The organism is Nocardioides sp. SYSU D00065 (assembly GCF_017916425.1).
Lineage (GTDB): Bacteria > Actinomycetota > Actinomycetes > Propionibacteriales > Nocardioidaceae > Nocardioides.
In genome coordinates, this window is sequence record NZ_JAFMSX010000001.1 from 776,540 (window position 1) to 800,187 (window position 23,648).

21 protein-coding genes are annotated in these 23,648 nt (G+C 73.0%); 5 read left to right on the forward strand and 16 right to left on the reverse strand.

What is annotated here, in order from left to right:
* Positions 1-86: 86 nt before the first annotated feature.
* The 7 genes from J3P41_RS03835 to J3P41_RS03865 are packed head-to-tail and all read right to left on the reverse strand — an operon-like array spanning position 87 to position 4,757.
* The gene (locus tag J3P41_RS03835; RefSeq protein ID WP_210648894.1) at positions 87-548 is read right to left on the reverse strand and encodes a pilus assembly protein TadG-related protein; all 462 of its coding nucleotides are present in this window, start codon (positions 546-548) and stop codon (positions 87-89) included.
* A complete protein-coding gene (locus tag J3P41_RS03840) occupies positions 545-1,006 on the reverse strand; it encodes a hypothetical protein (protein ID WP_210648895.1) in 462 nt (153 codons plus the stop codon). The genes J3P41_RS03835 and J3P41_RS03840 overlap by 4 nt, the downstream gene beginning before the upstream one ends.
* On the reverse strand, positions 1,003-1,404 hold the full coding sequence (locus tag J3P41_RS03845; protein ID WP_210648896.1) for a TadE/TadG family type IV pilus assembly protein: 402 nt from the start codon (positions 1,402-1,404) through the stop codon (positions 1,003-1,005). Before J3P41_RS03845 ends, J3P41_RS03840 begins: the two co-directional genes overlap by 4 nt.
* Positions 1,405-1,413: 9 nt before the next feature.
* A complete protein-coding gene (locus J3P41_RS03850) occupies positions 1,414-1,611 on the reverse strand; it encodes a hypothetical protein (RefSeq protein ID WP_210648897.1) in 198 nt (65 codons plus the stop codon).
* A 55-nt stretch (positions 1,612-1,666) separates the two neighbouring features.
* Positions 1,667-2,608 (reverse strand): type II secretion system F family protein, encoded by a 942-nt coding sequence (locus J3P41_RS03855; protein WP_210648898.1) that lies wholly within the window; start codon positions 2,606-2,608, stop codon positions 1,667-1,669.
* The gene (locus J3P41_RS03860; RefSeq protein ID WP_210648899.1) at positions 2,605-3,459 is read right to left on the reverse strand and encodes a type II secretion system F family protein; all 855 of its coding nucleotides are present in this window, start codon (positions 3,457-3,459) and stop codon (positions 2,605-2,607) included. The genes J3P41_RS03855 and J3P41_RS03860 overlap by 4 nt, the downstream gene beginning before the upstream one ends.
* A complete protein-coding gene (locus tag J3P41_RS03865; RefSeq protein WP_307861812.1) occupies positions 3,459-4,757 on the reverse strand; it encodes an ATPase, T2SS/T4P/T4SS family in 1,299 nt (432 codons plus the stop codon). Before J3P41_RS03865 ends, J3P41_RS03860 begins: the two co-directional genes overlap by 1 nt.
* 160 nt (positions 4,758-4,917) lie before the next feature.
* Between J3P41_RS03865 and J3P41_RS03870 the strand changes: the two genes are divergently transcribed.
* Positions 4,918-6,444, forward strand: coding sequence for a hypothetical protein (locus J3P41_RS03870; protein WP_210648900.1), 1,527 nt, complete (start codon positions 4,918-4,920; stop codon positions 6,442-6,444).
* Positions 6,445-6,457: 13 nt separating this feature from the next.
* The gene (locus tag J3P41_RS03875) at positions 6,458-7,483 is read left to right on the forward strand and encodes a DUF4436 family protein (protein WP_210648901.1); all 1,026 of its coding nucleotides are present in this window, start codon (positions 6,458-6,460) and stop codon (positions 7,481-7,483) included.
* Positions 7,484-7,496: 13 nt separating this feature from the next.
* Here the strand turns inward: J3P41_RS03875 and J3P41_RS03880 are convergent, their stop codons facing one another.
* The 5 genes from J3P41_RS03880 to ligD (J3P41_RS03900) all read right to left on the reverse strand — a co-directional run bounded on the left by J3P41_RS03880 (position 7,497) and on the right by ligD (J3P41_RS03900) (position 11,484).
* Positions 7,497-8,666, reverse strand: coding sequence for a histidine kinase dimerization/phospho-acceptor domain-containing protein (locus J3P41_RS03880; protein WP_210648902.1), 1,170 nt, complete (start codon positions 8,664-8,666; stop codon positions 7,497-7,499).
* A 28-nt stretch (positions 8,667-8,694) separates the two neighbouring features.
* Positions 8,695-9,396: a response regulator transcription factor gene (locus tag J3P41_RS03885; protein WP_246861444.1), complete on the reverse strand. Its 702-nt coding sequence runs from the start codon at positions 9,394-9,396 to the stop codon at positions 8,695-8,697.
* A 10-nt stretch (positions 9,397-9,406) separates the two neighbouring features.
* Positions 9,407-9,553 carry a hypothetical protein gene (locus J3P41_RS03890; protein WP_210648903.1) on the reverse strand — a complete coding sequence of 49 codons (147 nt, stop codon included), beginning with the start codon at positions 9,551-9,553 and terminating at the stop codon, positions 9,407-9,409.
* Between the two features lie 117 nt (positions 9,554-9,670).
* Positions 9,671-10,573: a non-homologous end-joining DNA ligase gene (gene ligD, locus J3P41_RS03895; protein ID WP_210648904.1), complete on the reverse strand. Its 903-nt coding sequence runs from the start codon at positions 10,571-10,573 to the stop codon at positions 9,671-9,673.
* Complete coding sequence (ligD, locus tag J3P41_RS03900; protein WP_210649729.1) at positions 10,570-11,484, reverse strand: non-homologous end-joining DNA ligase; 915 nt, start codon at positions 11,482-11,484, stop codon at positions 10,570-10,572. Before ligD (J3P41_RS03900) ends, ligD (J3P41_RS03895) begins: the two co-directional genes overlap by 4 nt.
* Positions 11,485-11,578: 94 nt before the next feature.
* Between ligD (J3P41_RS03900) and J3P41_RS03905 the strand changes: the two genes are divergently transcribed.
* Entirely contained in the window at positions 11,579-12,568 is a 990-nt protein-coding gene (locus J3P41_RS03905) for a Ku protein (RefSeq protein WP_210648905.1), read from the forward strand.
* A 367-nt stretch (positions 12,569-12,935) separates the two neighbouring features.
* Here J3P41_RS03905 and J3P41_RS03910 read toward each other — a convergent pair whose 3' ends face one another.
* From J3P41_RS03910 to J3P41_RS03920, 3 genes are read right to left on the reverse strand one after another with little or no spacing between them, the layout of a single operon-like run.
* Positions 12,936-14,354: a carboxyl transferase domain-containing protein gene (locus J3P41_RS03910; protein ID WP_210648906.1), complete on the reverse strand. Its 1,419-nt coding sequence runs from the start codon at positions 14,352-14,354 to the stop codon at positions 12,936-12,938.
* Complete coding sequence (locus J3P41_RS03915; protein ID WP_210648907.1) at positions 14,351-15,526, reverse strand: CaiB/BaiF CoA-transferase family protein; 1,176 nt, start codon at positions 15,524-15,526, stop codon at positions 14,351-14,353. The genes J3P41_RS03910 and J3P41_RS03915 overlap by 4 nt, the downstream gene beginning before the upstream one ends.
* 5 nt (positions 15,527-15,531) lie before the next feature.
* Positions 15,532-16,851: an SLC13 family permease gene (locus J3P41_RS03920; RefSeq protein WP_210648908.1), complete on the reverse strand. Its 1,320-nt coding sequence runs from the start codon at positions 16,849-16,851 to the stop codon at positions 15,532-15,534.
* A gap of 111 nt (positions 16,852-16,962) precedes the next feature.
* Between J3P41_RS03920 and J3P41_RS03925 the strand changes: the two genes are divergently transcribed.
* Together J3P41_RS03925 and J3P41_RS03930 are read left to right on the forward strand one after the other, a co-directional pair.
* Entirely contained in the window at positions 16,963-17,664 is a 702-nt protein-coding gene (locus J3P41_RS03925; RefSeq protein ID WP_210648909.1) for a FadR/GntR family transcriptional regulator, read from the forward strand.
* Entirely contained in the window at positions 17,661-18,431 is a 771-nt protein-coding gene (locus tag J3P41_RS03930) for a sulfite exporter TauE/SafE family protein (protein ID WP_210648910.1), read from the forward strand. Before J3P41_RS03925 ends, J3P41_RS03930 begins: the two co-directional genes overlap by 4 nt.
* Before the next feature lie 194 nt (positions 18,432-18,625).
* On the opposite strand, the gene J3P41_RS03935 is transcribed toward J3P41_RS03930, so the two are convergent.
* A complete protein-coding gene (locus J3P41_RS03935; RefSeq protein WP_210648911.1) occupies positions 18,626-23,503 on the reverse strand; it encodes an NAD-glutamate dehydrogenase in 4,878 nt (1,625 codons plus the stop codon).
* Positions 23,504-23,648 lie beyond the last annotated feature (145 nt).

Here is a 23,648-nt window from a genome sequence, read left to right on the forward strand (position 1 = left end):
ACGGCGCTTCGATCACCCCGGCAGGTGGGCGGCGGTGACGACCTTCACCCGTCGGTCAGCCGCGCGTGGGGCGGCGTTCGCCCGGGTCATCCGGCCGACGATTGGACGGTCACGGCGGCCGTGCTGGTGGCGGCGACGGTCGGGTCGCCCGGGGAGCCGGGGATCCGCAGCGGCAGCTCGAGCGGCGCCTCGAGCCGGACGGTGACCGAGCGGCTGACGGTGTCGACGCGGACGCCCACGTCGATGCCGGGGTACGACCTCGCGGCGCCGGCCCGGACGAGGTAGTCCTGGACCGCCGACCGCACGGCCGCCTCCTGCTGCGACAGCCGCTGCCCGTCGAGGCCCTCGTCGTAGACGCCGGAGGATCCGAGGTCGGCGCCGTAGAGCGCGGCGCCGTCGGCGAGGTTGTCGAGGCCCTGGCGCTGGAGGTACGCGGCCGACGCGTCGACGACCACCACGACCGCCGTCAACAGGATGCTCGCGAAGCCGATGATCAGCAGCGTCACCTGCCCCCGATCGCCGCGGCTGCCGGAGGACTGCGGCGTCACGGCGCGGTCCTCTCGTCCTCGGGCACCGACTCGACGTACTGCCCGATCGGCACCGTGTGGCTGGCGTCGAGCGAGAAGGTGGCCGCCCCCCTGCCCAGGATGGAGGGGAACATCGGCAGCCGCACCTGCGAGACGACGCGCACGGTGATGACGGCCGTGCCGACGTGGCAACTGCCGGCCGGGCTGTCGCACGAGACCGTCACCCGCGCGCGCTGACCGGGAGCGCCCTGGTCGGCGAGCACCTGCCGGGCGGCGGCCTGCGCCCGCGCCTCACCGGTGGCATCGTCCGCGGCGAGGGCGTACGCCCGGCCCGCCGCCCGCGCTGCGGCGCTGGTCGCGAAGGCCCCGCGCTGCACCTCGAACACCGACACGACGATCCAGATGAGCGGCACCAGCAGGATGATCGCGAGCCAGCTGAGCTCGACGAGCGCGGAGCCGGCCTCGCCGCGCCGCCTCACGGCGCCGCCCCCACCTCGGCGACGGCGTGACCGACGACCCGCAGGTGCACCCCGGCCCCGCCGTCGAGGCCGAGCAGGCCGACGTCCGCCTCCACCACCGCCTCGTATCCGGGCGCGCCACCCACGGCCGCCGGTCGTACGGTCACCGTCCTGTCGAAGCCGGGCGACAGGGCACCATCGATGAGCTCCTGCACCTTGGCGTGGCCGGCGGGGGCCGACGACCCGGCGACGGCGGCGTGCCGCGCCCCCTCGGACGCTGCGGAGGCGAGCGTGTTGCGCACGTGCAGCACGAGTGCGAGCTGGAGGATGCCGAGCACCAGCGGAAGCAGCACGAGGAGCACGAGGACGAAGTCGACGACGGCTGCCCCGCGCTCGCCGGCGCGGCTGCGACGGCTCACCGGTGGGTCCTAGCCGCTCACCATCGAGAAGGCTTGCTCGAGGAGGCCCCGGAGCTCGTCACCGACGAACGGCGTGAGCGCCGCGACCACGATGGCGGTCATCAGCGTGACCATGACCCAGCCCGGCACGTCGCCGCGGTCGTCGCGGCGCCGAACTGGCCCGGCCGGTGGGTCGGTGTGGTGGGTTCCCGAGATGGGCAGTTGCATGAGTGATGTCCCTTCTGAGTTGCAGGTCGGAGCGGGTCGCGGGCGCGGGCGGACGTCAGGGCGTGCTGAGGCGCAGGCCGAGCACGCCGGGGTAGAAGGCAAAGAGGATCGTCACCGGCAGCACGAAGAACACGACCGGCGCCATCATCGCGATCTCCTTGCGCGCCGCGGTCTCGATGAGGAGCCGGCGGCCCGCCTCGCGCACGTCGGCAGCCTGCGCGTGCAGGACGTCGGCCAGCGGCGTGCCGCGCTCCATGGCGACGGTGATGCCGGTGGCGAACCGGGCCACGATCGGCAGTCCGGTGGCGCGGGCGAGTGACTCGAAGGCGGTCCCGACGGGCTCGCCGGTGCGGATGCGGGCGAGCACGCCGGCCAGGTCCTCCGAAAGGGCGCCGTGACTGCGGCGCACCACGCGGTCGAGCGCCGAGACGGGACTCTCTCCAGCGGCGACGGAGAGCGCCAGCAGCTCGGCGATCGTCGGGAACTCGATCAGCACCTGGCGCTCCCGGTTCTTCACCTGGGTGCTCAGCCGGTTGTCGCGCAGGAAGACGCCACAGACGAAGCCGAGCACGCAGAAGATCACGGCGGACGCAGGGCTGCCCACCCCGCCCAGGGCGCGCAGTAGCGTGACCGCAGCGGCAGCTCCGAACCCCACCAGCCCCCAGACGACCTGCTCGATGCGGAAGTCCTGCACCGTGCGGTCCAGGCCCGCACGCTGCAGCCGCCGGCGTACGGACGAGCTGCCGCCTAGGACCCTCTCGACGACGTCCGCGGCCGACGACAGGACCGGACCGAAGATGCCGACGGCGGCGGACGCGGGCGTGGAGGAAACGGAACGCGACGCCGGGCCCTGCTCACGGGCGGGGACGTCACGCAGGTAAGGCAGCACCCGCACGGACAGCTGCGGCCGGCGCAGCACGCTGATCCGGGTCGCGACCAGGACCAGACCGGTGCCGGTCAGCCCGCCGAGCAGACCGCCCCACAGCAGGGCGCTCACGACAGGATCCGCTTCTCGACGGGCAGCCGCCCGATGCGCATCATCGCCGTGTAGGCCAGCACGCACGCGCCGAAGCCGATGCCGAGCACGATCACGCCGCCAGGCGATGCGTAGTGGCGGATCGCGGTGGTCTGGAAGGACATCAGCAGGAGCACGATCCACGGCGCCGACACCGCGAGCCGGGCGCCGTTGACGGTCCACGCCTGCCGCGACTCGAGCTCGGAGCGGGTGCGCGCGTCGTCGCGGAGGAAGCCCGAGAGGTTGCGCAGCAGACGGCCCAGGTCGCCACCGCCGACCTCGCGCGCCAGCCGCAGCCCCTCGATCACGCGGTCGCCGACGGGATCGGCGAGGCGCTCCTTGAGCCGGTCGAGGCACTCCCCGAACCGGCCGGTCACCTGGTAGTCCAGCGCGAACCGCGCGAAGTCCTCGCGGAGCGCCTCCGGCCCGCTGGTGCCGAGGGCAGCCACTGCGTCGGGAAGGGACAAGCCGGCGCGTACGGCGCTGGCGAGGTTGTCGACCGCCTCCGGCCACACCTCCGCGAACTCCCGCAACCGGCGGGCTGCTCGCTGGCGCAGCACCGCGATCGGCAGGTAGGCCGCCATGGCCGCGAAGACGACCGCAACCGGCATCGTCCTGGACACGGCTTGCACCAGGGCGAGCGCCACCGCGAACAGCACGGCGCACAGCGCGACGACCCCCGCGGGGGTGACGTCGCTGAGGCCCGCTCGACCGAGCAGCCGGCTCAGCGCCGTGGTCCCGGCGGTCCGACCGCGCGGTCGGCGGGGCAGTGCGAACGCGGACCAGATGAGCAGCAGCCCGATGCCCACGCCCAGACCGATCAGCGCGCCCATCAGTCCTCGCCCCCGCCGGTGGCGAGCACCTGGTGGATGTCGATACCGACCCGCTCGTAGCGTTCGAGCTGCGCCGGCACGCCCCCGGTGCGGCGCAGCTCGGACCCGTGACGCACGAACATCGGCTCGACCTCGATCACGTCGGCCTCCACGCGTCCGGGCACCGAGACGATCTCGTTGACGCGGCGTACGCCGTCGGCGCCCACACCGAGGTGCACGACGAGATCGACGGACGTCGCCACGGTGGGCACCACGAAGCGAGCGGAGATGTTGTCGCCCGCCAGGAGCGGCAGGGTGCACATCTTCACCAGCGCCTCACGCGCGCTGTTGGCGTGGAGGGTGCACATCCCCGGTAGCCCGGAGTTGAGCGCCAGGAGCAGGTCGAGGCACTCAGCCGCCCGGACCTCGCCGACCAGGATGCGGCTCGGCCGCATCCGCAACGCCTCCTTGACCAGGTCGCGCAGCACGATCTCGCCGGTCTGCTCCAGGCCTGCCTGGCGGGTCTGCATCGCCACCCAGTCGGGGTGGCTGAACCGGAGCTCGAAGACCTCCTCCACGCTCACCACGCGCTCACCACCAGGCACGGCGGCGGCGAGGCAGTTGAGCATCGTGGTCTTGCCGGCCTGGGTGCCGCCCGCGACCAGGATGTTGAGGCCGGCGCGCACGGACGACTCGAGGAACCTCGCGGCTTGCGGTGTCAGGCTGCCCAGCGCCACGAGGTCAGAGAGCCGGTGGGCGCGCAGCAGGAACTTGCGGATGTTGACGGCCGTGAAGCCGCGGGTGATGCCCTCCAGCACGACGTGGAGGCGGTGGCCCTCGGGCAGCATCGCGTCGACGAACGGCGTGCTGATGTCGAGCCGGCGCCCGCTGGACTTGAGCATCCGCTCGACGAGCTCGGCGACCTGGGCGGCGTCGAGGCGGAGGTTGGTGAGCTCGTGCCGGCCGCGACGCGCGATGAACACCCGGCTCGGGTCGTTGATCCACACCTCCTCGACCTCGGGGTCGTCGAGGAACGGCTGCAGCGGGCCGAAGCCGGACACGCGCGCGACCAGCTCGCCGACCATCGCGCCGCCGTCGGCGATCGGCGCGACCTTGCCGGTCAGGCTCAGCTCGTCGTGGTCGCGCACGACGTCCTCGGCGATGCGGCGTACGACGAGCGCCTCGCGCTGCGGGTCGACGCCCTCGCGCCGCACGCGCTCCCGGACGCGCGCGTCGAGGGCTTCGACCACGTGGTCGGCTGCGTCCGGACGCGTCAGCGTCATGGTGGTACCCCGTCCCGAGAAGTTCTGCGAAGTCACGCTACCCACGCTGACCGGACGCAAACAGGGGTCGCGGCCAGCCTGTGGAGAATCCACCGCAGAGGGTGCGGACGACGCCGCGCACCGCCCGATTGCCCGTCAAGCCGGTCTAGTCCGGCAAAACCCCGCGCGCGGCGCGCGAGTCATGGACGATTGCCCGGTGAGGTCACTCGGGAAGCTCGTCGGGCGCGGTCGGGGCGTTGCCGCGGTGCTGATCCTGCTGCTCGCCGGGTGCGGGCTGGGCGCCCTGACCTCGTGGGCCGCCGTCGCGGCGGCGCCTGCGCCCACCATCCTCACCCCCGCTGCCGGCGAGGTGATCACCGAGCGCCGGCCGACGGTCAGCGGCACGGGCGACCCGACGCTGAAGGTGGCCGTCACCCTGGACGGGGCGGAGGTGTGCCCGGCGAAGCCGGTGCAGCCCGACGGGACGTGGAGCTGCCAGCCCTCCGCCGACCTCCCCCTCGGGACCGTGACGCTGTCGGCCGTGCAGGTGGGTCCCGCCGACGAGGTCTCGCCCCCGGCCACGGTCACGTTCGAGGTGGTGTCCGCGGAGCCGCAGCCGCCGGAGCCGGCGCCCGAGCCGCAGCCGGAGCCGGAGCCCGAGGAGCGACCCGAGCCACCGGTCATCACCGTCCCCCGCGACGACTCCCGCAGCCACGACCGGACCCCGACCGTCTCGGGGCGTGACGCCGTTCCCGGCGCGAAGGTCGTGGTCCACGACCGCGACCGCCGCGTCTGCACCGCGACCGCGGACCGTAACGGCCGGTGGACCTGCACGCTGACCGCCCGGCTCGCCTGGGGCCGTCACCTCCTGAGCGCCACCCAGCGCGTGTCCGGTATGGAGTCCCGCCGCTCCACCAGGGTCGTGCTCACCATCGTGCGGCCCGCGCCTCAGGAGACCCCGGCTCCCCCGCCCGCCACGCCGCAGCCGACGACGACGGCGACGCCCACCCCGACGCCGCCCACGCCGGCCCAACCCACGCCGACCCAGCCGACCCCCACGCAGCCGACCCCGAGCCCGACCGCGGTCGTACCGACGCAGCCCAGCCCCGCGCCACCGACGGCGACCGCCGGGCCGCAGCCCACCGACGGCGACGCCGACGGCAGCGGCGATAGCGCTGGCGACCGAGACCGGGACGGCGACGACGCGGGCGACGGCGGCAGGGCAGTGCCCGACGAGTCCTCGGGCACCCGCGCTCGACCGGACCAGGGGCCGCTGTCGATCGACGTCCGGGTCCCGCCCGCCCCGCTCGTCCGAGGCCAGGCGGCCACCCTGACCGGGTCCATCGGCCCGGCGCGCGAGGCCGGCGAGATCGTGGTTCGCGGCTCGCTCACGCCGGGGCTGCGCTACCGCGACGTACGGCTCGCTCCGGGCGGCGACTGCGTCGTACGGACCCTCGAGTTCCGCTGCACGCTCGACCTGGCTGCCGGCGAGGTGGGTGGCCTGCGCGTCGTCCTGACCCCGGACGCCGACGCGGCGCCCGCCCTCGCTCGCCAGCAGCTGTCCGTGACCTCTGCGGACGGTCGCCGTGACGGCGTGACGTCCACCCTGGCCGTGGACCCGGGCGTGCCCGGCACGGCCGAGGCACGCTCCGGGGCGACGTACGCCGCGCAATTCGTGCCGCTGCTCGCCCTGCTGATGTTCGCCCTCGCCGCACATGTCAGCGAACGCCGACGTATCAACTGACCAGGAGTCCCCCGTGTCCCGACGCTCCACCCCCGACCCCGCCAAGCCCCGGCGCAACCCAGCCGCCCGCATCCTCGCGGCGTGCGTGGCGCTGCTCGCGGTCTACTACGCCGTCCTGGTGGCGACCGGGTCGCTCGGCACCTCGACGCAGGTCGATCTGGACAAGGCCGCCGCGCCGACCGGCTCCGACCTGGTGACCCTGCACCTCAAGCTGCAGGAGGTCGACGTCGCGAACCGCGTGCTGCGCGCGACCATCCTTCCGGCGCCGCACGGCGACCTCGTCGGGCGCAAGACCGGCGAGATGAGCCGCGGCCTGCGCATCGAGGTGGCCAGCGGCGGGGCGGCCACCTCCGTCATCAGCTACCCGAGCAAGTCCATCATCGACCCGACGGCGGTCGAGCTGGCGCTCGACCGCGGCGACGTGGCGTACCCCTTCGACCGGCCGTTCGTCGACTTCTCGGTCAGCGCCCAGGACGACCGCACCGGCGCGGCCGTGCCCATCGCGCTGGACGTGGAGAGCTCCTCGCGCCCCTGGGTGATGTCCGCGACCATGGACGAGCCGAGGACCGAGGGCGCCAAGATGGTCTACCCCGTGCAGATCGACGGCCACCGCGACACGCTCACGGTCACCCTCATCATGTTCTACCTGCTGGTCATCCTGCTCACCACGCTCATCGCCGTGGTCACCATCGGGAGCGCGCTGGTGCAGCGGACGCTGGAGTTCTCCAACGTCATCTGGCTGTCCGCGACGTTGCTGGCGTTCCCCACCCTGCGCAACGTGATGCCGGACGCGCCCCCGCTGGGGACGGCGCTGGACTACGTCGTCTTCTTCCCGTGCGTGTGCGCGATCGCCGCGATGCTGCTGTGGACGGGGCTCCACCTCGTGCGCCGCGAGAGCGCGGTGCTGCTGGGGCGGGCCAGCACCGAGGACGCCGACGACTCCGACACCGAGGCTGACGCGGGCGCCGACGCCGACCGTCACGCCGCGGGCGACGCCGACCCCGACGTCCCCGGGCCGCGGCGGACGGTGAGCGTCTGAGCCGGGCGCGGCCTCAGCGACGCGGGAGCAGGATCTCCAGGCCGTCGCCGGCGACGTCGCCGCGCCAGTGACCGCCGAGGAACTGCGCGATCGCCTCGCCGGGTCGGACCGCGGTCGGGCCGGTACCGGTCGGCGCGGTGGCGCCCTCGGTGCGTACGCCGATGCGCACGAGGCTCTCCTCCCCCGCCAGTGTCAGCCGCACCCGCCCCGTGGTGCTGGTGCGGACATCGGCCAGCACCGCGTCGAGGAGCTGCTCGACCGGGCCGAGGGTCAGCGAGAGTCCGGCGCCGTCGAGCACGAGAACCTGCACGTCGCGACCCGAGGGGAGCCCCAGTCGCCAGCGCTGGCGCGTGAGCTCCGCGAGCTCGCCGACGTCCACCGTCCGACCGCCCATGACGCAGCGCCGCCGCTCGGCCTCCACCAGCTCGGCGATGGTGTCCTGGAGCCGCTGGGTGTCCTGCAGGCAGCGCGCGAGGCTGTGGCGTACGTCCTCGTCGAGGTCCTGGCGCAGCATCACCTCCTCCAGCTCGAGCCGCAGGCCCGTGAGCGGGGTGCGCAGCGCGTGGGAGGTGTCCATGACCGAGTCGCGGTTGCGCTCGAACTGGCGCTCGAGGTTGTGGGCGCTCGAGCGCAGCGCGGCGCTCACCGCGGCGACCTCCGGGATGCGCGAGTAGGGCAGCCGCAGGTCGAACCGTCCCCGGCCCAGCGCCTCGGCGCTCGCGGCGAGCTCCATAAACGGCCGCGACAGCCACCGGGCCATGACCCAGGCGAGCAGCGCCGCGAGGACCACCGAGGCGAGGAGGATGAGGATCGCCTCGCGGCCGCGGCCCCACGCGATCGCGCGGACCTGGCGGTCGCTGCGCACCGCGGTCACGGTCGTGTCCCCCGAGACCCGGGTGACCTTCAACGGGTCCCCGAGTGCCTCGGGGCGGAACCGGTCCCCCCACGACGTCAGAGCGGGCTCGCCCGGACGAGAGACGGTGAGCCGCATGTCGGCGTTCGTGACGTCGGCGAGGTCCGCCTCGGAGACGCGCAGGCCCTCGGCGTACCTCCGCTCGAACCCGCGGGCGACGTGCGCGGCGTGCTCGCCGAGCGTGCTGAGCTCGCTGTTGCGAGCCGACTCGGTGAGGGTCATCCCCCGCACCGCCCCGACGAACGTCACCAGTGCCAGAGCCAGGCCCACGAACGCGATGGTGAGCCGCTCGCGCACCTCAGGTGCCGGTTTCCAACCGGAAGCCCACTCCGCGGATCGCGACGACCTTCTCGCCGGCCTCGGCGGCCTCGAGCTTGTTGCGCAGCCGGCCGATCGTGACGTCGAGCGTCTTGGTCGAGCCGTACCAGTTCTGGTCCCACACCTGGCTCATCAGCGTCTCGCGCGGCACGACCTTGTCGTGGTGGGAGGCGAGGACCGCGAGCACGTCGAACTCCTTGGCGGTCAGCGCGATCTCGCGCTCGCCGAGGTGGACCCGGCGCGAGGCCGCGTCGATGGTGAGCCCCGACGCGGTCGTGACGGTGGAGTCGTCCTCGGCGACCAGCGCGCTGCGGCGCAGCAGGGCGCGCACCCGCGCGAGGAGCTCGGCGAGGCCGAAGGGCTTGGCGAGGTAGTCGTCGGCGCCGACGTCGAGGCCGACCACCCGGTCGAGCTCGCCGGCGCGGGCGGTGACCATGATGATGCCGCCCACGAAGCCGCCCGCGCGCATCTGCCGGCACGCGTCGATGCCGTCCATGTCGGGGAGCCCGAGGTCGAGGATCACCACCGCCGGCGCGTTGTCGATCACGAAGGACACCGCCTCGGCTCCGCCCGAGACCCGGCTGACCTCGTAGCCCTCGCGTTCGAGGGTACGCATCAGGGGGAGGGCGATGTCTTCCTCGTCCTCGACCACCAGCACGTCGTGCACCATGGCGTCGAGCATAGAGGCAGGGTCAGCGGTTCGTGGCGCGAACGTCCGAGTCCGCCGCGGGCGTGACGACGGTCTGGGCGGGCGGGGCGGGGGCCTCCTCCCCGGGTCCGACGGCCACTCCACCGGCGGCGAGGAGCGCCGCGATGGGGATCAGCAGGAGGCGGGACATGGGAAAAGCATGCGATCCCCCGATCCACGCCAGATCCTCGATGCGGTCACGCGGGGTAAATCTTTCGGACCTGGACGGGCACTTCCGGGCACGACCGGGCGTACGCCGACGAGCCGGTCAGGCCTCGAACACGTCGCCCAGCTCGTTGACCCGCGCCAGCACCTGCTCCATCGAGAACTGCCCCAGCGCCAGCTCGTCCTCGGCACCCTCCTCGACCTCCTCCCACGTCAGCGGGGTCGCGGCGGTCGGCCGTTCCCGGCCGCGCAGGGAGTACGGCGAGACGGTGGTCTTGGAGCCGGAGTTCTGCGACCAGTCCAAGAACACCTTGCCCGGCCGCTTCGCCTTCGTCATGGTGGCGGTCACCAGGTCCGGGTGCTCCTTCTGCAGCGCCTCGGCGACCTCCTTGGCGAGCGCCGTGGTGCCGTCGCTGTCCAGGTCGCCGGGGAGCGGGGCGTAGAGGTGCAGGCCCTTGCTCCCGCTGGTGACCGGCGTGCAGCCGAGGTCGCGCTCGGCCAGCGCGTCGCGGACCATCACCGCCACCCGGGCGCACTCGTGCAGGCCTGCCGGCTCCCCCGGGTCGAGGTCGATCACGAGTCGGTCCGGGTTGCGCGGCGTACCGTCGGCGTCGACGGTCCACTGGTGGACGTGCAGCTCGAGGGCGGCCAGGTTGGCCAGCCACGTCAGCGTGGCGAGGTCGTCGCAGACGGGGAACCGCAGCGTGCCGTCGCCCTTGCCGGTGCGCGACCCGGTGGTCGGCACCTCGGCGGTACGCACCCACGACGGGGTGCCGGCTGGCGCGTTCTTCTCGAAGAAGCTCGATCCCTCGACTCCGTGCGGCCAGCGGATCCGGGTCACCGCGCGGTCGGCGAGGTGCGGCAGCAGCACCGGGGAGACCTGCGCGTAGTAGTTGAGCACCTCGCCCTTGGTGGTGCCGGTGCGCGGGTAGAGCACCTTGTCGAGGTTGCTGATGGTCAGGGTGCGGCCCTCGACGTCGACCTGCACCTCGCCGGTCGGGCTCATCGGAGGTCCTCCGGGAAGAGGTCGTCGCGCACGCCCTGGAACGACGGCTGGCGCAGGCGGTCGTAGCCCAGCCCGTGGGTGTCGATGTCGACCACCACCCGCGGCTCGACCCAGAACGTGCCGGCCGCGTCCACCCGCGGCACCTCGTCGGCGAACGGCGAGGCGGCCGCGGCGTACGGCTCGAGCAGCGCGGCCAGCCGGACGCCCGTCGCGCCCGCGATGCCGCTGCCGACCCGGCCGCGGTACATCAGGCCCTCGGGTGTCGGCTCGCCGACGAGCAGCGACGCGAGCCGGTCCGTCGTACCGACCTGCGGGCGCCAGCCGCCGACCACGAACGACCCGCGGTGGCGGTGGGCGAGCTTGCGCCAGTCGTCGCTGCGCGTGTCGAAGCGGTAGCGCGAGCCGCGGCGCTTGCTCACCACCCCCTCGAGCCCCTGCTGGAGCGTGGCGGTGAACAGCATGTCGCCGTCGTCGTACGCCGCCGGGACCTGCCACTTGGAGTCGGCGAGCGGCAGCCCCTCGAGCAGCGCCCGGCGCTCCTCCAGCGGGCGGTCGGTGAGGTCCTCCCCGTCGAGGCGCAGCAGGTCGAAGACCATCAGCGTCGCCGGCACGCTCCTGACGAGGCGGGCGGCGTCGGCGGCGTTGCGCACGTGCATGCGGTGCTGCAGCACGCGGAAGTCCGGGATCCCGCGCTCGTTGAGGGCGATCACCTCGCCGTCGACCAGCAGGTCGCGCTCGCCGAGCGGAGGGACGCTGAGGTCGGGCCACGCCGGCGTGACGTTGTTGTCGTTGCGGCTGGTCATCCTGGCCACCGCGTCGCGGACGTCGACCAGGACGCGCACGCCGTCCCACTTGACCTCGTGGAGCCACTGCTCGCCGGCGGGGACACGGTCGGCCTTGGTGGCGAGCATGGGGCGCACGGGGTCAGTGTGGCATCCGGCCCGCCTGCGGGTCGGCACCCTCCGAGGGGAGACGGGGGTCCGCGCCGACGGCTATCGTCGGCCCATGCGAGCGATCTGGAAGGGCGCGGTCTCCTTCGGCCTGGTGAGCGTGCCGGTCAAGCTGTACGCCGCCACCGAGAGCCACGACGTGTCGTTCCGCCAGGTGCACGCCAAGGACGGCGGCCGCATCAAGTACCAGCGGGTGTGCTCGCTGGACGGCGAGGAGGTGGCGTACGCCGACATCGCCAAGGGCTACGAGACCGAGGACGGCGAGATGGTCATCCTCACCGACGACGACATGGCCGCGCTGCCGTCGACGTCGTCGCGCGAGATCGCGGTGGAGAAGTTCGTGCCGCGCGAGCAGATCGACCCGCTGCTGTTCGAGAAGTCCTACTACCTCGAGCCGGAGGGGCAGGGGGCCAAGCCCTACGCGCTGCTGCGCCAGGCGCTCAAGGACGCCGACCGGATGGCGGTGGTGACGGTCGCGCTGCGCCAGCGCACCACCATCGCGGTGCTGCGCGTGCGCGAGACCGAGGCGGGCGAGGTCATCGTGCTGCAGACGATGATGTGGCCCGACGAGGTGCGCGTGCCCGACTTCAAGGTCGAGGTCGACGACGCCAAGCCGCAAGAGGTCAAGATGGCGCACATGCTGGTGGAGACACTGGCCGGCGACTTCGACGCGACCGAGTTCGAGGATGACTACGCCGAGGCCGTGGAGGCGCTGGTGAAGTCGAAGATCGAGGGCGGCGAGGTCAAGCGCACCGAGACGTCCACCAAGACCTCCGGCGAGGTCGTCGACCTGCTCGCCGCGCTGCAGAAGTCGGTCGCGGCGGCCAAGTCGGCGCGCGGCGAGGAGGACTCCTCGGACAACTCCGACACCGACGCCGACGCCGACTCGGACTCGGGCGCGAAGCCGGCGCGGAAGTCGGCCGCCAAGAAGTCGGCCGCCAAGAAGGCCCCGGCCAAGAAGACGGCTGCGAAGAAGTCCGCCGCCAAGAAGTCGACTGCCAAGAAGGCGCCCGCCCGCAAGACGGCGGCGAAGAAGGCCAGCTGACCGCTGTGGGCGGGCGGGTGGGCGGTGCGTGAGCCACATTCCCGGCCTACGGGATGTGGCTGGGGCACCGCTCGGGTTGTTGGTGGTGCGCTGAACCGCTGTCCCGGGCGCACCAGCGGTGCGTGAGCCACACTTCCGGCGTACGAGATGTGGCTGGGGCACCGCTCGGGTTGTTGGCGGTGCGTCAGCCACATCTCCGCCGTACGAAATGTGGCTCAGCCACCGCCGTGGCCCAAGCGGCGGGCTAAGCCACCGCCGGGGCCCGCGGCGGTGCGTCAGCCACATGCCGGCCGTCCGGAATGTGGCTCAGCCACCGCCCCGGCTCAGCCACCGCCCCGGCTCAACCCGCCCGGGCCGAAGCGACCGGTCAGAAGTCCCGCAGCCGGGCCCCGATCTCGGCGGCGACCGCGAGGGCGAGGTCGCGCGCGGACTCCCCCTCGACCTCGGGCACCACGTGCTGCACGGTCCCGTCGGCGAGCAGGTCGGTGGCACGCACGCGCTGACGCTCCGCCATCTCGGCCGCGTGGTCGATGTCGCCGTGGACGATGATGCTGGCGCCCTCCGGCGGGAGCGGGGAGAGCCAGGCGTGCTCGGTGGCGATGACGGTGCGGGCCGGGAGGAAGGCCAGCGCCCCTCCCCCGCACCCCTGGCCGAGGATCACCGACACGGTCGGGACGGTCATCGTCGTCAGCGTGGCGATGCACCGCGCGATCTCGCCGGCGATCGCGCGTTCCTCCGCCGCGGGGGACAGCTCGGCGCCGGGGGTGTCGATGACGGTGACCAGCGGCAACCCGAGCTCGTCGGCGAGCCGCATGCCCCGGCGCGCCTCCCGCAGCGCGCCCGGACCCATGGCGTGGCCGGGAGTCTGGCGCGAGCGGTCCTGGCCGATCACGACGCAGGGCTGGTCGTCGAGGCGGGTCAGCGCGACCAGCACGGTGGAGTCCCGCTCGCCCTCGTCGGTGCCGCGCAGTTGCAGGGTCCCGGTCGCGCCGTGGGCCAGCAGGTCGCGCACCCCCGCCCGGTCCGTACGGCGGGTGCGTCCCACGCTGTCCCAGGCGGCGTGGTCGCCGATCGGCCGCGGCTCACGCGCGGGCAGGCGGCCCGGCCCGGCGGGGTCGACGAGCACGGCCAGGGCGAGGTCGACCATCGCGGGCAGGTCCTCGGCGGCGACGACGCCGTCGATGACCCCGGCGGCCGCGAGGTTCTCCGCGACCTGGACGCCGGGCCGGAACGGTCGGCCGTGCAGGCCTTCGTAGACCTTCGGGCCGAGGAAGCCCACCAGCGCACCCGGCTCCGCGACCGTGACGTGGCCCAGCGAGCCCCATGAGGCGTACACGCCGCCGGTGGTGGGGTGGCGCAGGTGGACGAGGTACGGCAGGCCCGCGGCGCGGTGGTCCATCAGGGCCCGCGAGATCTCGACCATCCGGACGAAGGCGGGCGTGCCCTCCTGCATCCGGGTGCCACCCGAGGCCGTGCTGGCCAGCAGCGGCAGGCCCTCCGCGGTCGCGCGCCGCACGGCGGCGGTGATCCGGTCGGCGGCGGCCCGGCCGATCGACCCGGCGAGGAAGCGGAACTCGTTGACCACCACGGCCACCGGTCGCCCGCGCACCTCCCCGCGCCCGGTCAGCACGGACTCGTCGGTGCCGGCCTTCTCGGCGGCGGCCGTCAGCACGGCGCGGTAGTCGTCGTCGACCCCGGAGAGGTCCACCGGGGTGTCCCAGGACGTGAAGGTGCCCTCGTCGAGGACGAGGTCGAGCAGCTCGTGCGCGGTCCAGCGACGCGTCACGAGCCGCCCCCGCCGATCCACGTGCGGATCTCGTCGGCGTGCTGGTCGAGCAGCGGCGGCGCGACGTGGTCGCGTCGGGTGACCTCGGTCCCCTCGGCGTCGAAGAACCGCAGCGGTGGGCCGGGCAGCGTGAGCCGCCCGAGGCTGGCGTGCTCGACGTCGACGAGCAGACCCTGGCTGGCGACCTGGTCCCACTCGTAGACCTCGTCGAGGGTGCGCACCTTGCCGGCGGGCACGCCGACCTCAGCCAGCCGGGCCAGCAGCGGCTCGGCGTCCCAGTCGGCGAAGGCCTGCTCCACCACCTCGATCACCCGCTCCCGGTTGGCGACGCGCTCGCCGTTGGTGGCGAGCCCGTCGGCGTCGGGGTCGAGCCCGAAGCCCTCGCAGAACCGCTTCCACAGCCCCTCGCTGCCGAGCGCGATCTGCACGGCGCCGTCGCGGCAGTGGAACAGCCCGTAGGGCGCGATGGAGGGGTGGTGGTTGCCCTGCGCGCGGCCGACCTCGCCCGCGACGGTCCAGCGGGTGCCCTGGAACGCGTGCACCCCGACCACCGAGGCCAGCAGCGACGTGCGCACGACGGCGCCCTTGCCGGTGGTGGCCCGCTCGTGCAGCGCGGCGAGCACGCCGTACGCGCCGTACATCCCCGACAGCAGGTCCGCGATGGGTACGCCGACGCGCTGCGGGTCGTCGGGTCCGGAGCCCGTCAGCGACATCAGGCCCGCCTCGCCCTGCGCGATCTGGTCGTAGCCGGCGCGCCCGCCCTCCGGGCCGTCGTGGCCGAAGCCGGTGATGGAGAGGACGACGAGCCGCGGGTTGCGGCGCATCAGCTCCTCGATGCCCAGTCCGAGCCGCTCGAGCACGCCGGTGCGGAAGTTCTCCACCAGCACGTCGGCGCGCTCGACGAGGCCGAGGAGGACGTCCCGATCGACGTCGTCCTTGAGGTCGAGGGCGATGGACTCCTTGTTGCGGTTGGTGCACAGGAAGTACGTCGACTGCCGGGCGTCGGGCTCGCCGACGAACGGCGGACCCCAGCCGCGGGTGTCGTCGCCGCTGCCGGGCGCCTCCACCTTGATGACGCGAGCGCCGAGGTCGCCCAGCATCTGGGTGGCGTGCGGCCCGGCCAGGGCCCGGGTGAGATCGACGACGAGGAGGTCGGAGAGGGGTCCGGTCATGGCGGTCACCATCCAGGGAGGACGAGGGCTGCCCACACGAGCAGCGGGCCGACGAGGGTCACGATCACGGCGTAGGTGAGGATCTGCTTGTAGTAGACCGGCTCCTCGATCGTGTCCGGCTTGTTGGCGAGCATCAGGGCTCCGTTGGTGGAGAACGGGCTGACGTCCACGATGGTCGAGGCCACTGCCAGGGCCGCCACGAACATGGCCGCGTTGATGCCGCCGTCCTGGATGAGCGGCACGGCGATCGGGATGATGACCGGCAGCAGCGCCGTCGACGAGGCGAAGGCGGAGACCACGCCGCCGACGTAGCAGAGCACGAGCGCGCCGATCGCGGCCGCACCGAGGCCGGCGGCCCAGGTGCCGACGAACTGCGGCGACCCGGCGGTGGTGAGGATGGTGGCGTAGGTGCTGACGCCGGCAACCAGCAGGACCGTGGGCCACGCGATCTGCTTGACGGCATCCTTGTGCTCGTTGGGGGCCAGCATCGCCAGGATGACGGCGGCGGTGATCGCCACGAAGCCGATGTTCTTCTCGAAGGCGAGCGCGACGACGGCGACGCCGATGAAGGCGAGCAGGGTCAGCACCTGGTCGCGCCGGACGCCCTGGGCCTGGGTGCCGGTGGGAGCGCTGGCGCCCATGCCGCGCGCCGAGACGGTGGCACCGCCGCGGTGCAGGTCCTCGGAGAGGGTGTCGTCGTCGCTCGGGTCGATCCGCATCGTCATCAGCCGGCGGCCGCCGAGCGCCACGAACAAGATGGCGGCCATCACCGTGTTGACGACCAGGCTGGCGAGGAACACCGTGATCTCGCTCGAGGGCAGCCCCGCGTCCTCCATCACCGAGTTGGTGATGACGCCGTAGATGCTGATCGGCGAGAAGCCACCGGCCTGGGCGCCGTGGACGACGAACATGCCCATCATCAGCGGGCTGATGCCGTAACGGCCCGCGAAGCCCAGGGCGATCGGGCCGATGATCGCGCACGCCGCTGGGCTGACGGCGCCGATGCCCGTCAGGACGGCGGTGACCGCGAACATCACCCACGGGATGAGCGCCACCCGGCCGCCGACGGCGCGCACCGCCGTACGCACGATGAGGTCGACCGTGCCGTTGTTGCGCGCGATCGCGAACAGGTACGTGACGCCGATCAGGGTGAGGATGAGGTCGCCGCTGACGCCGGCGAGGATCTCCTTCTCGTCGAGGTCGAGGGCGTACATCCCCACGAACCACGCGGCGACGTAGGCCAGCGCTCCCATGTTGATCGGCAGCACCGTGCCGACGACGAACAAGGCGACCAGTGCGATGATCGCGACCCACTCCGCACCCATGTGCAACCTCCGGATTCGAGCCGCCCGCGGGTCGGGGGTGACCTCGGTCACGGTGCTGGCTCAGTGGCCTAGCCAATAGGACAATGAGCCGAACGTCAATAGGGTGGTCGCATGTCCGAGTCCTTCCCTCCGAGACTGCTGCGCACCCGGCTCTACGAGCAGGTGGCCGGGCAGATCTCCGCCTGGATCGGCGACAACGGGCTCGCGGCCGGGGACCGGCTGCCGCCCGAGCGCGAGCTCGCGCAACGCCTCGGCGTCAGCCGGGCCACGCTCAGCCAGGCGCTGGTCGCCCTCGAGGTCGTCGGGGTCGTCGAGGTACGCCACGGGGACGGCACGGTCGTCACCGCCCGCCACCAGACCGCGACCCGCATCGTCGAGGCCATCCGCGACCACGCCGACCGGCTGCCGGAGATCATCGACACCCGCGACGCCCTCGAGACGAAGATCGCCGCCCTTGCCGCGACCCGCCGCACCGACGACGACCTCGCCCGCATCGACGATGCACTGGCCTTCATGCAGGCCGACATCGAGGCCGGGGGGCGGGGCGTCGAGGGCGACGAGCGCTTCCACGGCGCCGTCACCGCGGCCTCGCACTCGCTGCTGCTGGCCCGGCTGATGGACGAGATCGCCGACCTCATCCGCGAGACCCGCCTCGAGTCGCTGGGCCAGCCCGGCCGGCCACAGGACTCGCTCGCCGGCCATCGGGCCGTCGCCGAGGCGATCCGCGCCGGCGACCCCGAAGCCGCCGCGGCCGCGATGCACGCCCACGTCACCATGGTCAGCGACGTGGCCCTCCTGCGCGAGCAGCCGTGACGGCGACCGAGGCGCTGCTGGTGCTGGCCACCGGCCTCGGCGCCGGCGTGCTGTCCTCCACGGTTGGGGTCGCCTCCCTGCTGAGCTTCCCGGTCCTGGTCGGGCTCGGTCTGCCACCGGTGGTCGCGAACGTCTCGAACACCCTCGGCCTCATCCCCGCCGGCCTCGGCGGCGTCGTCGGCTACCGCCGCGAGGTCCGCGAGGCCGGTCGCGTCGCACGGGTCATCGTGGCCGTGTGCGCGGTCGGCGCGCTCGCGGGTGCCGCGCTGCTGCTGGGACTGCCGGCGGGCGTCTTCGAGGCGGTCGTGCCGTTCCTCATCCTGTTCACCTGCCTCCTCGTCGGGGCGCAGCCACGCATCTCCGCCTGGCTGCGCGCCCGGCACGAGGAGCAGCACGGCGCGCAGCGCGCCGAGCGGCGGCACATGTCGCCGGCGACCACTGGCTTCGCGACGCTCACCGGCGTCTACGGCGGCTACTTCGGGGCCGGTGCGGGCGTGATGATGGTGGCGGTGCTCGGGCTCGGCACCGACCTCGAGCTGCGGGTGGTCAACGGCCTCAAGACGCTGGCGCTCATGGTCGGCAACGTCGTGGCCGGCCTGGTGTTCGTCGTGGTCGCCGACCCGCGGTGGGACGTGGCGGGAGTGCTCGCGGCCGGCTCGCTCGTCGGCGGGTACGTCGGGGCCCGCATCGGCCGCAAGCTGCCCGATGCGGTGTTCCGCTGGGCCGTCGTGGCGGCCGGCGTGGTCGCGGCCGTCCTGCTGTTCTGATCCCCGGCCGGCCGCCGTCGCGCGCCGGCCCGAGCGTGTGGTCGCGGGCGACGTCGCCTGGGGGCTTCATCACGGTACGTCGCCGAACAGGCACTTCCCCGGGTGAGTTCACCTGGGGAAGTGCACCACTCGCCTACATACCTTGATGGACAGGCAGCACGGCCGCGCGGGCCCCGCACGAAGCGCGGCCCCGGTCAGGGGGTGCTGAGCAGGCCGCGGACCACGCGCAGGCCCACCGAGAGCCGGGCCAGCTCGGCGGTCTCCTCGCGGCAGATCTCCTCCAGCGTGGCGGCAGAGCGACCGATCAGCTCCTCGTCGGCGTTCTCCCACTCCGCCACGCGAGCCGGGGCGGAGTCGTCGGGACTGGTCGAGACCAGGACCTGGGCCGTCAGCTGCTGGTGCACGCCGTAGAGGTCGTCGCGCACCGCGGCGCGCGCCATCGTCTGCCAGCGGTCGTCGCGCGGCAGCGCGAAGATCCGCTCGACCAGCGCCGGCAGCCCGAGCCGCTCCCCCAGCGCGAAGTGGACGCGCGCCACCTCGGCGGGGTCGAGGTCGAGCCGGTCCGCGGTCTCCACGATGCCGAGCAGGGCGTACGCCGGCGCCAGCACCGCCACCCGTGACGCGAGGTCCTCGGGCACGCTGTGGTCGGTCAGCCGCTTCAGGCGCGCGCGGTAGCCGTCGAGCTCGCGCCCGCTCATGATGCCGGGCAGCTGGGCCATCACGGCCTGCACCCGGCCGCGGAAGAACTCCACGGTGGCGATCGAGTCGAGCGGGGGCCGGCGGTTGGTGACCAGCCACCGGGAGGCGCGCTCGACCAGCGTGCGCATCTCGATCCGCATCCGGGTCTGCCGCTCGGCGGGCACCTGGTTGTCCAGCCGCGCGACCTCCTCCCGCAGCGGCAGCGAGCCGAAGATCTCGCGCGCCACGAAGTTGGCGCGCGTGAGGTCGGCCGCGCTCGCACCCGTCTCGCCCTGCAGCCGCGGCCAGAACGTCATGCCGGCGCCGTTGACGAGGTCGTTGACGACCTGGGTCACGATGATCTGCCGGCGCAGCGGGTGGTCCTCGATGGCCGCCTCGAGGTCCGGCTTCATCCGGCTCGGGAAGTAGGCCAGCAGGTCCTCGCGCAGGTAGGGGTCGTCGGGCAGGTCGGACCCGATCAGCTCGTCGGCCAGCACGATCTTGGTCCAGGCGAGCAGCACCGAGAGCTCGGGCGCCGACAGCGCCTGGCGCCGCTCGAGCCGGCGCTTGACCTGGCGCGTCGAGGGCAGCCCCTCGAGCTCGCGGTTGAGCACGCCGCGCCGCTCCAGGGCCCGCATCCAGTCCTCGTGGACGTGGAGCAGCGAGGGGGCGTGGGCTTCGGCGTTGGCCAGCGCGAGGTTCTGCTCGTAGTTGTCGCGCAGCACCAGCGCCGCGACCTCGTCGGTCATCTCCGCGAGCAGCGCGTTGCGCGCCGGCTCGTCCATGTCGCCGTTGCGGACGACCCGGTCGAGCAGGATCTTGATGTTGACCTCGTGGTCGGAGGTGTCGACGCCGGCGGAGTTGTCGATGAAGTCGGTGTTCATCCGCCCGCCCTCGCCGTTGGCCCCGAGGCGCGCGTACTCCACCCGGCCGAGCTGGGTGAAGCCGAGGTTGCCGCCCTCGCCGACGCACCGGGCGCGCAGGTCCTTGCCGTTGACGCGGATCGCGTCGTTGGCCTTGTCCCCCGCGTCGGCGTCGGTCTCCTCCGAGGACTTCACGTAGGTGCCGATGCCGCCGTTCCACAGCAGGTCGACCGGCGCGAGCAGGATCGCCTTCATCAGCTCGGCGGGCGTCAGCGCGGTGACACCCTCGGCCAGTCCCAGCGCCTCGCGCACCTGCGGGGAGACGGGGATCGACTTGGCCGAGCGCGGCCAGACGCCACCTCCCTCGGAGATGAGCGAGGTGTCGTAGTCCTTCCAGCTCGAGCGCGGCAGGTCGAAGAGCCGGCGGCGCTCGTCGTACGACGTCGCCGCGTCGGGCGCGGGGTCGAGGAAGATGTGGCGGTGGTCGAACGCGGCGACCAGCCGGATGTGCTCGGAGCACAGCATGCCGTTGCCGAACACGTCGCCTGACATGTCGCCGATCCCGACCGCGGTGAAGTCCTCGGCCTGGCAGTCGACCCCCATCTCGCGGAAGTGGCGCTGCACCGAGACCCAGGCACCGCGGGCGGTGATGCCCATCGCCTTGTGGTCGTAGCCCACGGAGCCGCCGGAGGCGAACGCGTCGCCGAGCCAGAAGCCGTAGTCCTTGGCCACGCCGTTGGCGATGTCGGAGAACGTGGCGGTGCCCTTGTCTGCGGCCACGACGAGGTAGGAGTCGTCGCCGTCGTGACGCACGACCTCGCGCGGCGGCACGGTGTCGCCGTCGACGAGGTTGTCGGTGATGTCGAGCAGCCCCGAGATGAAGGTCTTGTAGCAGGCCACGCCCTCGGCGAGCCAGGCGTCGCGGTCGGAGGCGTCGGGCAGCTGCTTGCAGAAGAACGCGCCCTTCGCGCCGACCGGCACGATGACGGTGTTCTTCACCATCTGCGCCTTGACCAGGCCCAGCACCTCGGTGCGGAAGTCGTCGCGCCGGTCCGACCAGCGCAGCCCGCCGCGGGCGACGGCGCCGAAGCGCAGGTGCGAGCCCTCGACCCGGGGGCTGTAGACGAAGATCTCGTAGCGCGGGCGCGGCTCGGGGAGGTCGGGGATCGCCGACGGCTCGAGCTTGAAGGAGATGTAGGGGTGCAGCGCGCCGTCCGCGGTGTGCTGGAAGAAGTTCGTGCGCAGCGTCGCCCGCACCAGCGTCCGGTAGGAGCGCAGGATGCGGTCGTGGTCGAGGCTGACGACCTCGTCGAGGGCCTTGGCCAGGCGCTCCTCGACGGCCTCGACCTTGCTCACCCGCGCCTCGGCGTCGTGCGCGAGGTCCCGGTCGCCGCGGCCCGGGTCGAAGCGCGACTCGAAGAGCTCGACCAGCAGGCGGGTGATGTCGACGTTGCTGCGCAGCGCCTCCTGGATGTAGTCCAGCGCGAAGGGCGAGCCGCCTTGCTTGAGGTACTTGGCGTAGGCGCGCAGCACGGTGGCCTGGCGCCAGGTGAGGCCGGCGGCCAGGACGAGCTGGTTGAAGCCGTCGATCTCGTTGAACCCGTCCCACACCGCGCGGAGCGCCTCGGCGAACAGCGTGCGCTCGTGCGGCGACAGGGTGCGCCCGTGGCGCAGCCCGAACTCGTAGATGTACGACGGCCGCGGCAGGCCGGTGAGGGCGTACGGTCGCTCGTCGACGACCTCGACCCCCATCGAGGTCAGCATCGGGAGCACCGTGCTCAGCGAGAGGGGCTCGCCCACCCGGAACACCTTGAGCCGCGACTCCCCGCGGCGGTAGGCGCCGGTCTGCTCGTCCTGGTCGAACAGCGCGAGGTCGATCCCCTGCTCGCCCTCGATCGCCTCGATCCGGCCGAGGTCGGCCGAGCCCCGCCGGGGGCTGAAGTCCTCCTTGTAGGCCTCCGGGAACGCGTCGGCCCACGCCCGGGCCAGCTGCGAGCCCCGGTCCTCGCCGTGCTCGCTGACCACCGCAGCGACGAAGTCGTCGCGCCACGAGCGGGAGGCCTCGACGAGGCGCCGCTCGAGGTCGGCGACGTCGATCTCGGGGATGTGCTCGCCCTTGGGCGGGTGCACCACGAAGTGCACGCGGGCGGTGGTCGACTCGTTGACGCGCGCGGTGAACTCCACGTGCTCGCCGCCGAGCTGCTCGCGCAGGATGTCGGAGAACCGCTCGCGCACCGCGGTGCTGTAGCGGTCGCGCGGCAGGTAGACCAGGACCGAGACGTAGCGACCGTAGGTGTCGCGGCGTACGAACGCGCGCAGCTGGCGGCGCTCGCGGGCGAACATCACGTCCTGCACCACCGGGGCGAGTTCCGCGGGCGAGGTGTGGAACAGCTCGTCGCGGGGGTAGTTCTCGAGGGTGTCCATCAGGGCCTTGCCGGCGTGGCTGCGCGGGTCGAAGCCGGCGTGGCGCATCACCTCGGCGACCTTCTCGCGCAGCACCGGGATCCGGGTCACCGACTCGGTGTAGGCGGCGCTGGAGAACAGCCCGAGGAAGCGACGCTCACCGACGACCTCCCCGTCCGCGCCGAACGTCTTGACGCCGACGTAGTCGAGGTACGCCGGACGGTGCACGGTGGCGCGCGAGTTGGCCTTGGCAAGCACCAGGAGCGTCTTCTCCCGAGCCTTGGCCTTCACCAGGGGCGGCAGCTTGGCGAAGGAGCCCGACAGGTCCTGGTCGTGGCGCAGGATGCCGAGCCCGGAGCCCGGGACGGCGCGCAGGCCGCACTCGCCGGGCTCGCACTCCTCGGTCTCGAGGACGTACTCGCGGTAGCCGAGGAAGGTGAAGTGGTCGTCGGCAAGCCAGGTGAGGAACTCGCGACCCTGCCGCAGCTCCTCCTCGGGCAGCGGCGGCGGGGCGGTGTCGAGGTCGGCGACCACGGACAGGGCCTGGGCGTGCATCTTCTCCCAGTCCTCCACCGACTCGCGCACGTCGCGCAGCACGCGCTGCACGCCGGCGGTGATCGCAGCGGCCTCGTCGTCGTCGGTGCGGTCGATCTCGACGTGCATCCACGACTCGGCGCCCGACCCGCCGCCCGCGTCGCCGGCGGCGTGCGTCTCGTCGACCAGCGAGCCGACGTCGCGCAGCTCGCCGGTGATGTCGCGGTCGACCCGGAGCTGCGGGTGGACCACGGAGTGCACGGTGTGCCCGAGCCGGTTGAGCTCCATGGTCACCGAGTCGACGAGGAACGGCATGTCGTCGGTGACCACCTCGACCACCGAGCGACCCGACGCCGACCAGCCGGCGTCGGCCGCCGTGGGGGTCACCACCCGCACCGTCGCCGTTCCCTGCGGCCGCGACCCGGCGAGCTCGCGGTGGGAGGCGACCGCACCGAACAGGTCCTGCGGCGAGCGCTCGGCGACGTCCTCGGGAGCGACGTGGCGGTAGTAGGCACGCACCAGCTCGCCCCACTCCGGGCGGTCCGCCGTCGCCGCGTCGAGCTGCTGCTGCTTGGTCTCCTCAGGCGTCGCCACGACTCCGACACTAGGACCCCCCGCGGGGCACCCACAACAGGGGTCGACGCTGCCGGGTCACCGCGCCGGAGCGGCAGCGCGAGGGGTGCCGGTCCTCGCCCTCGGCGGGCTGTTCCGACATGATGGCGGCACCGGTCGCGCGACC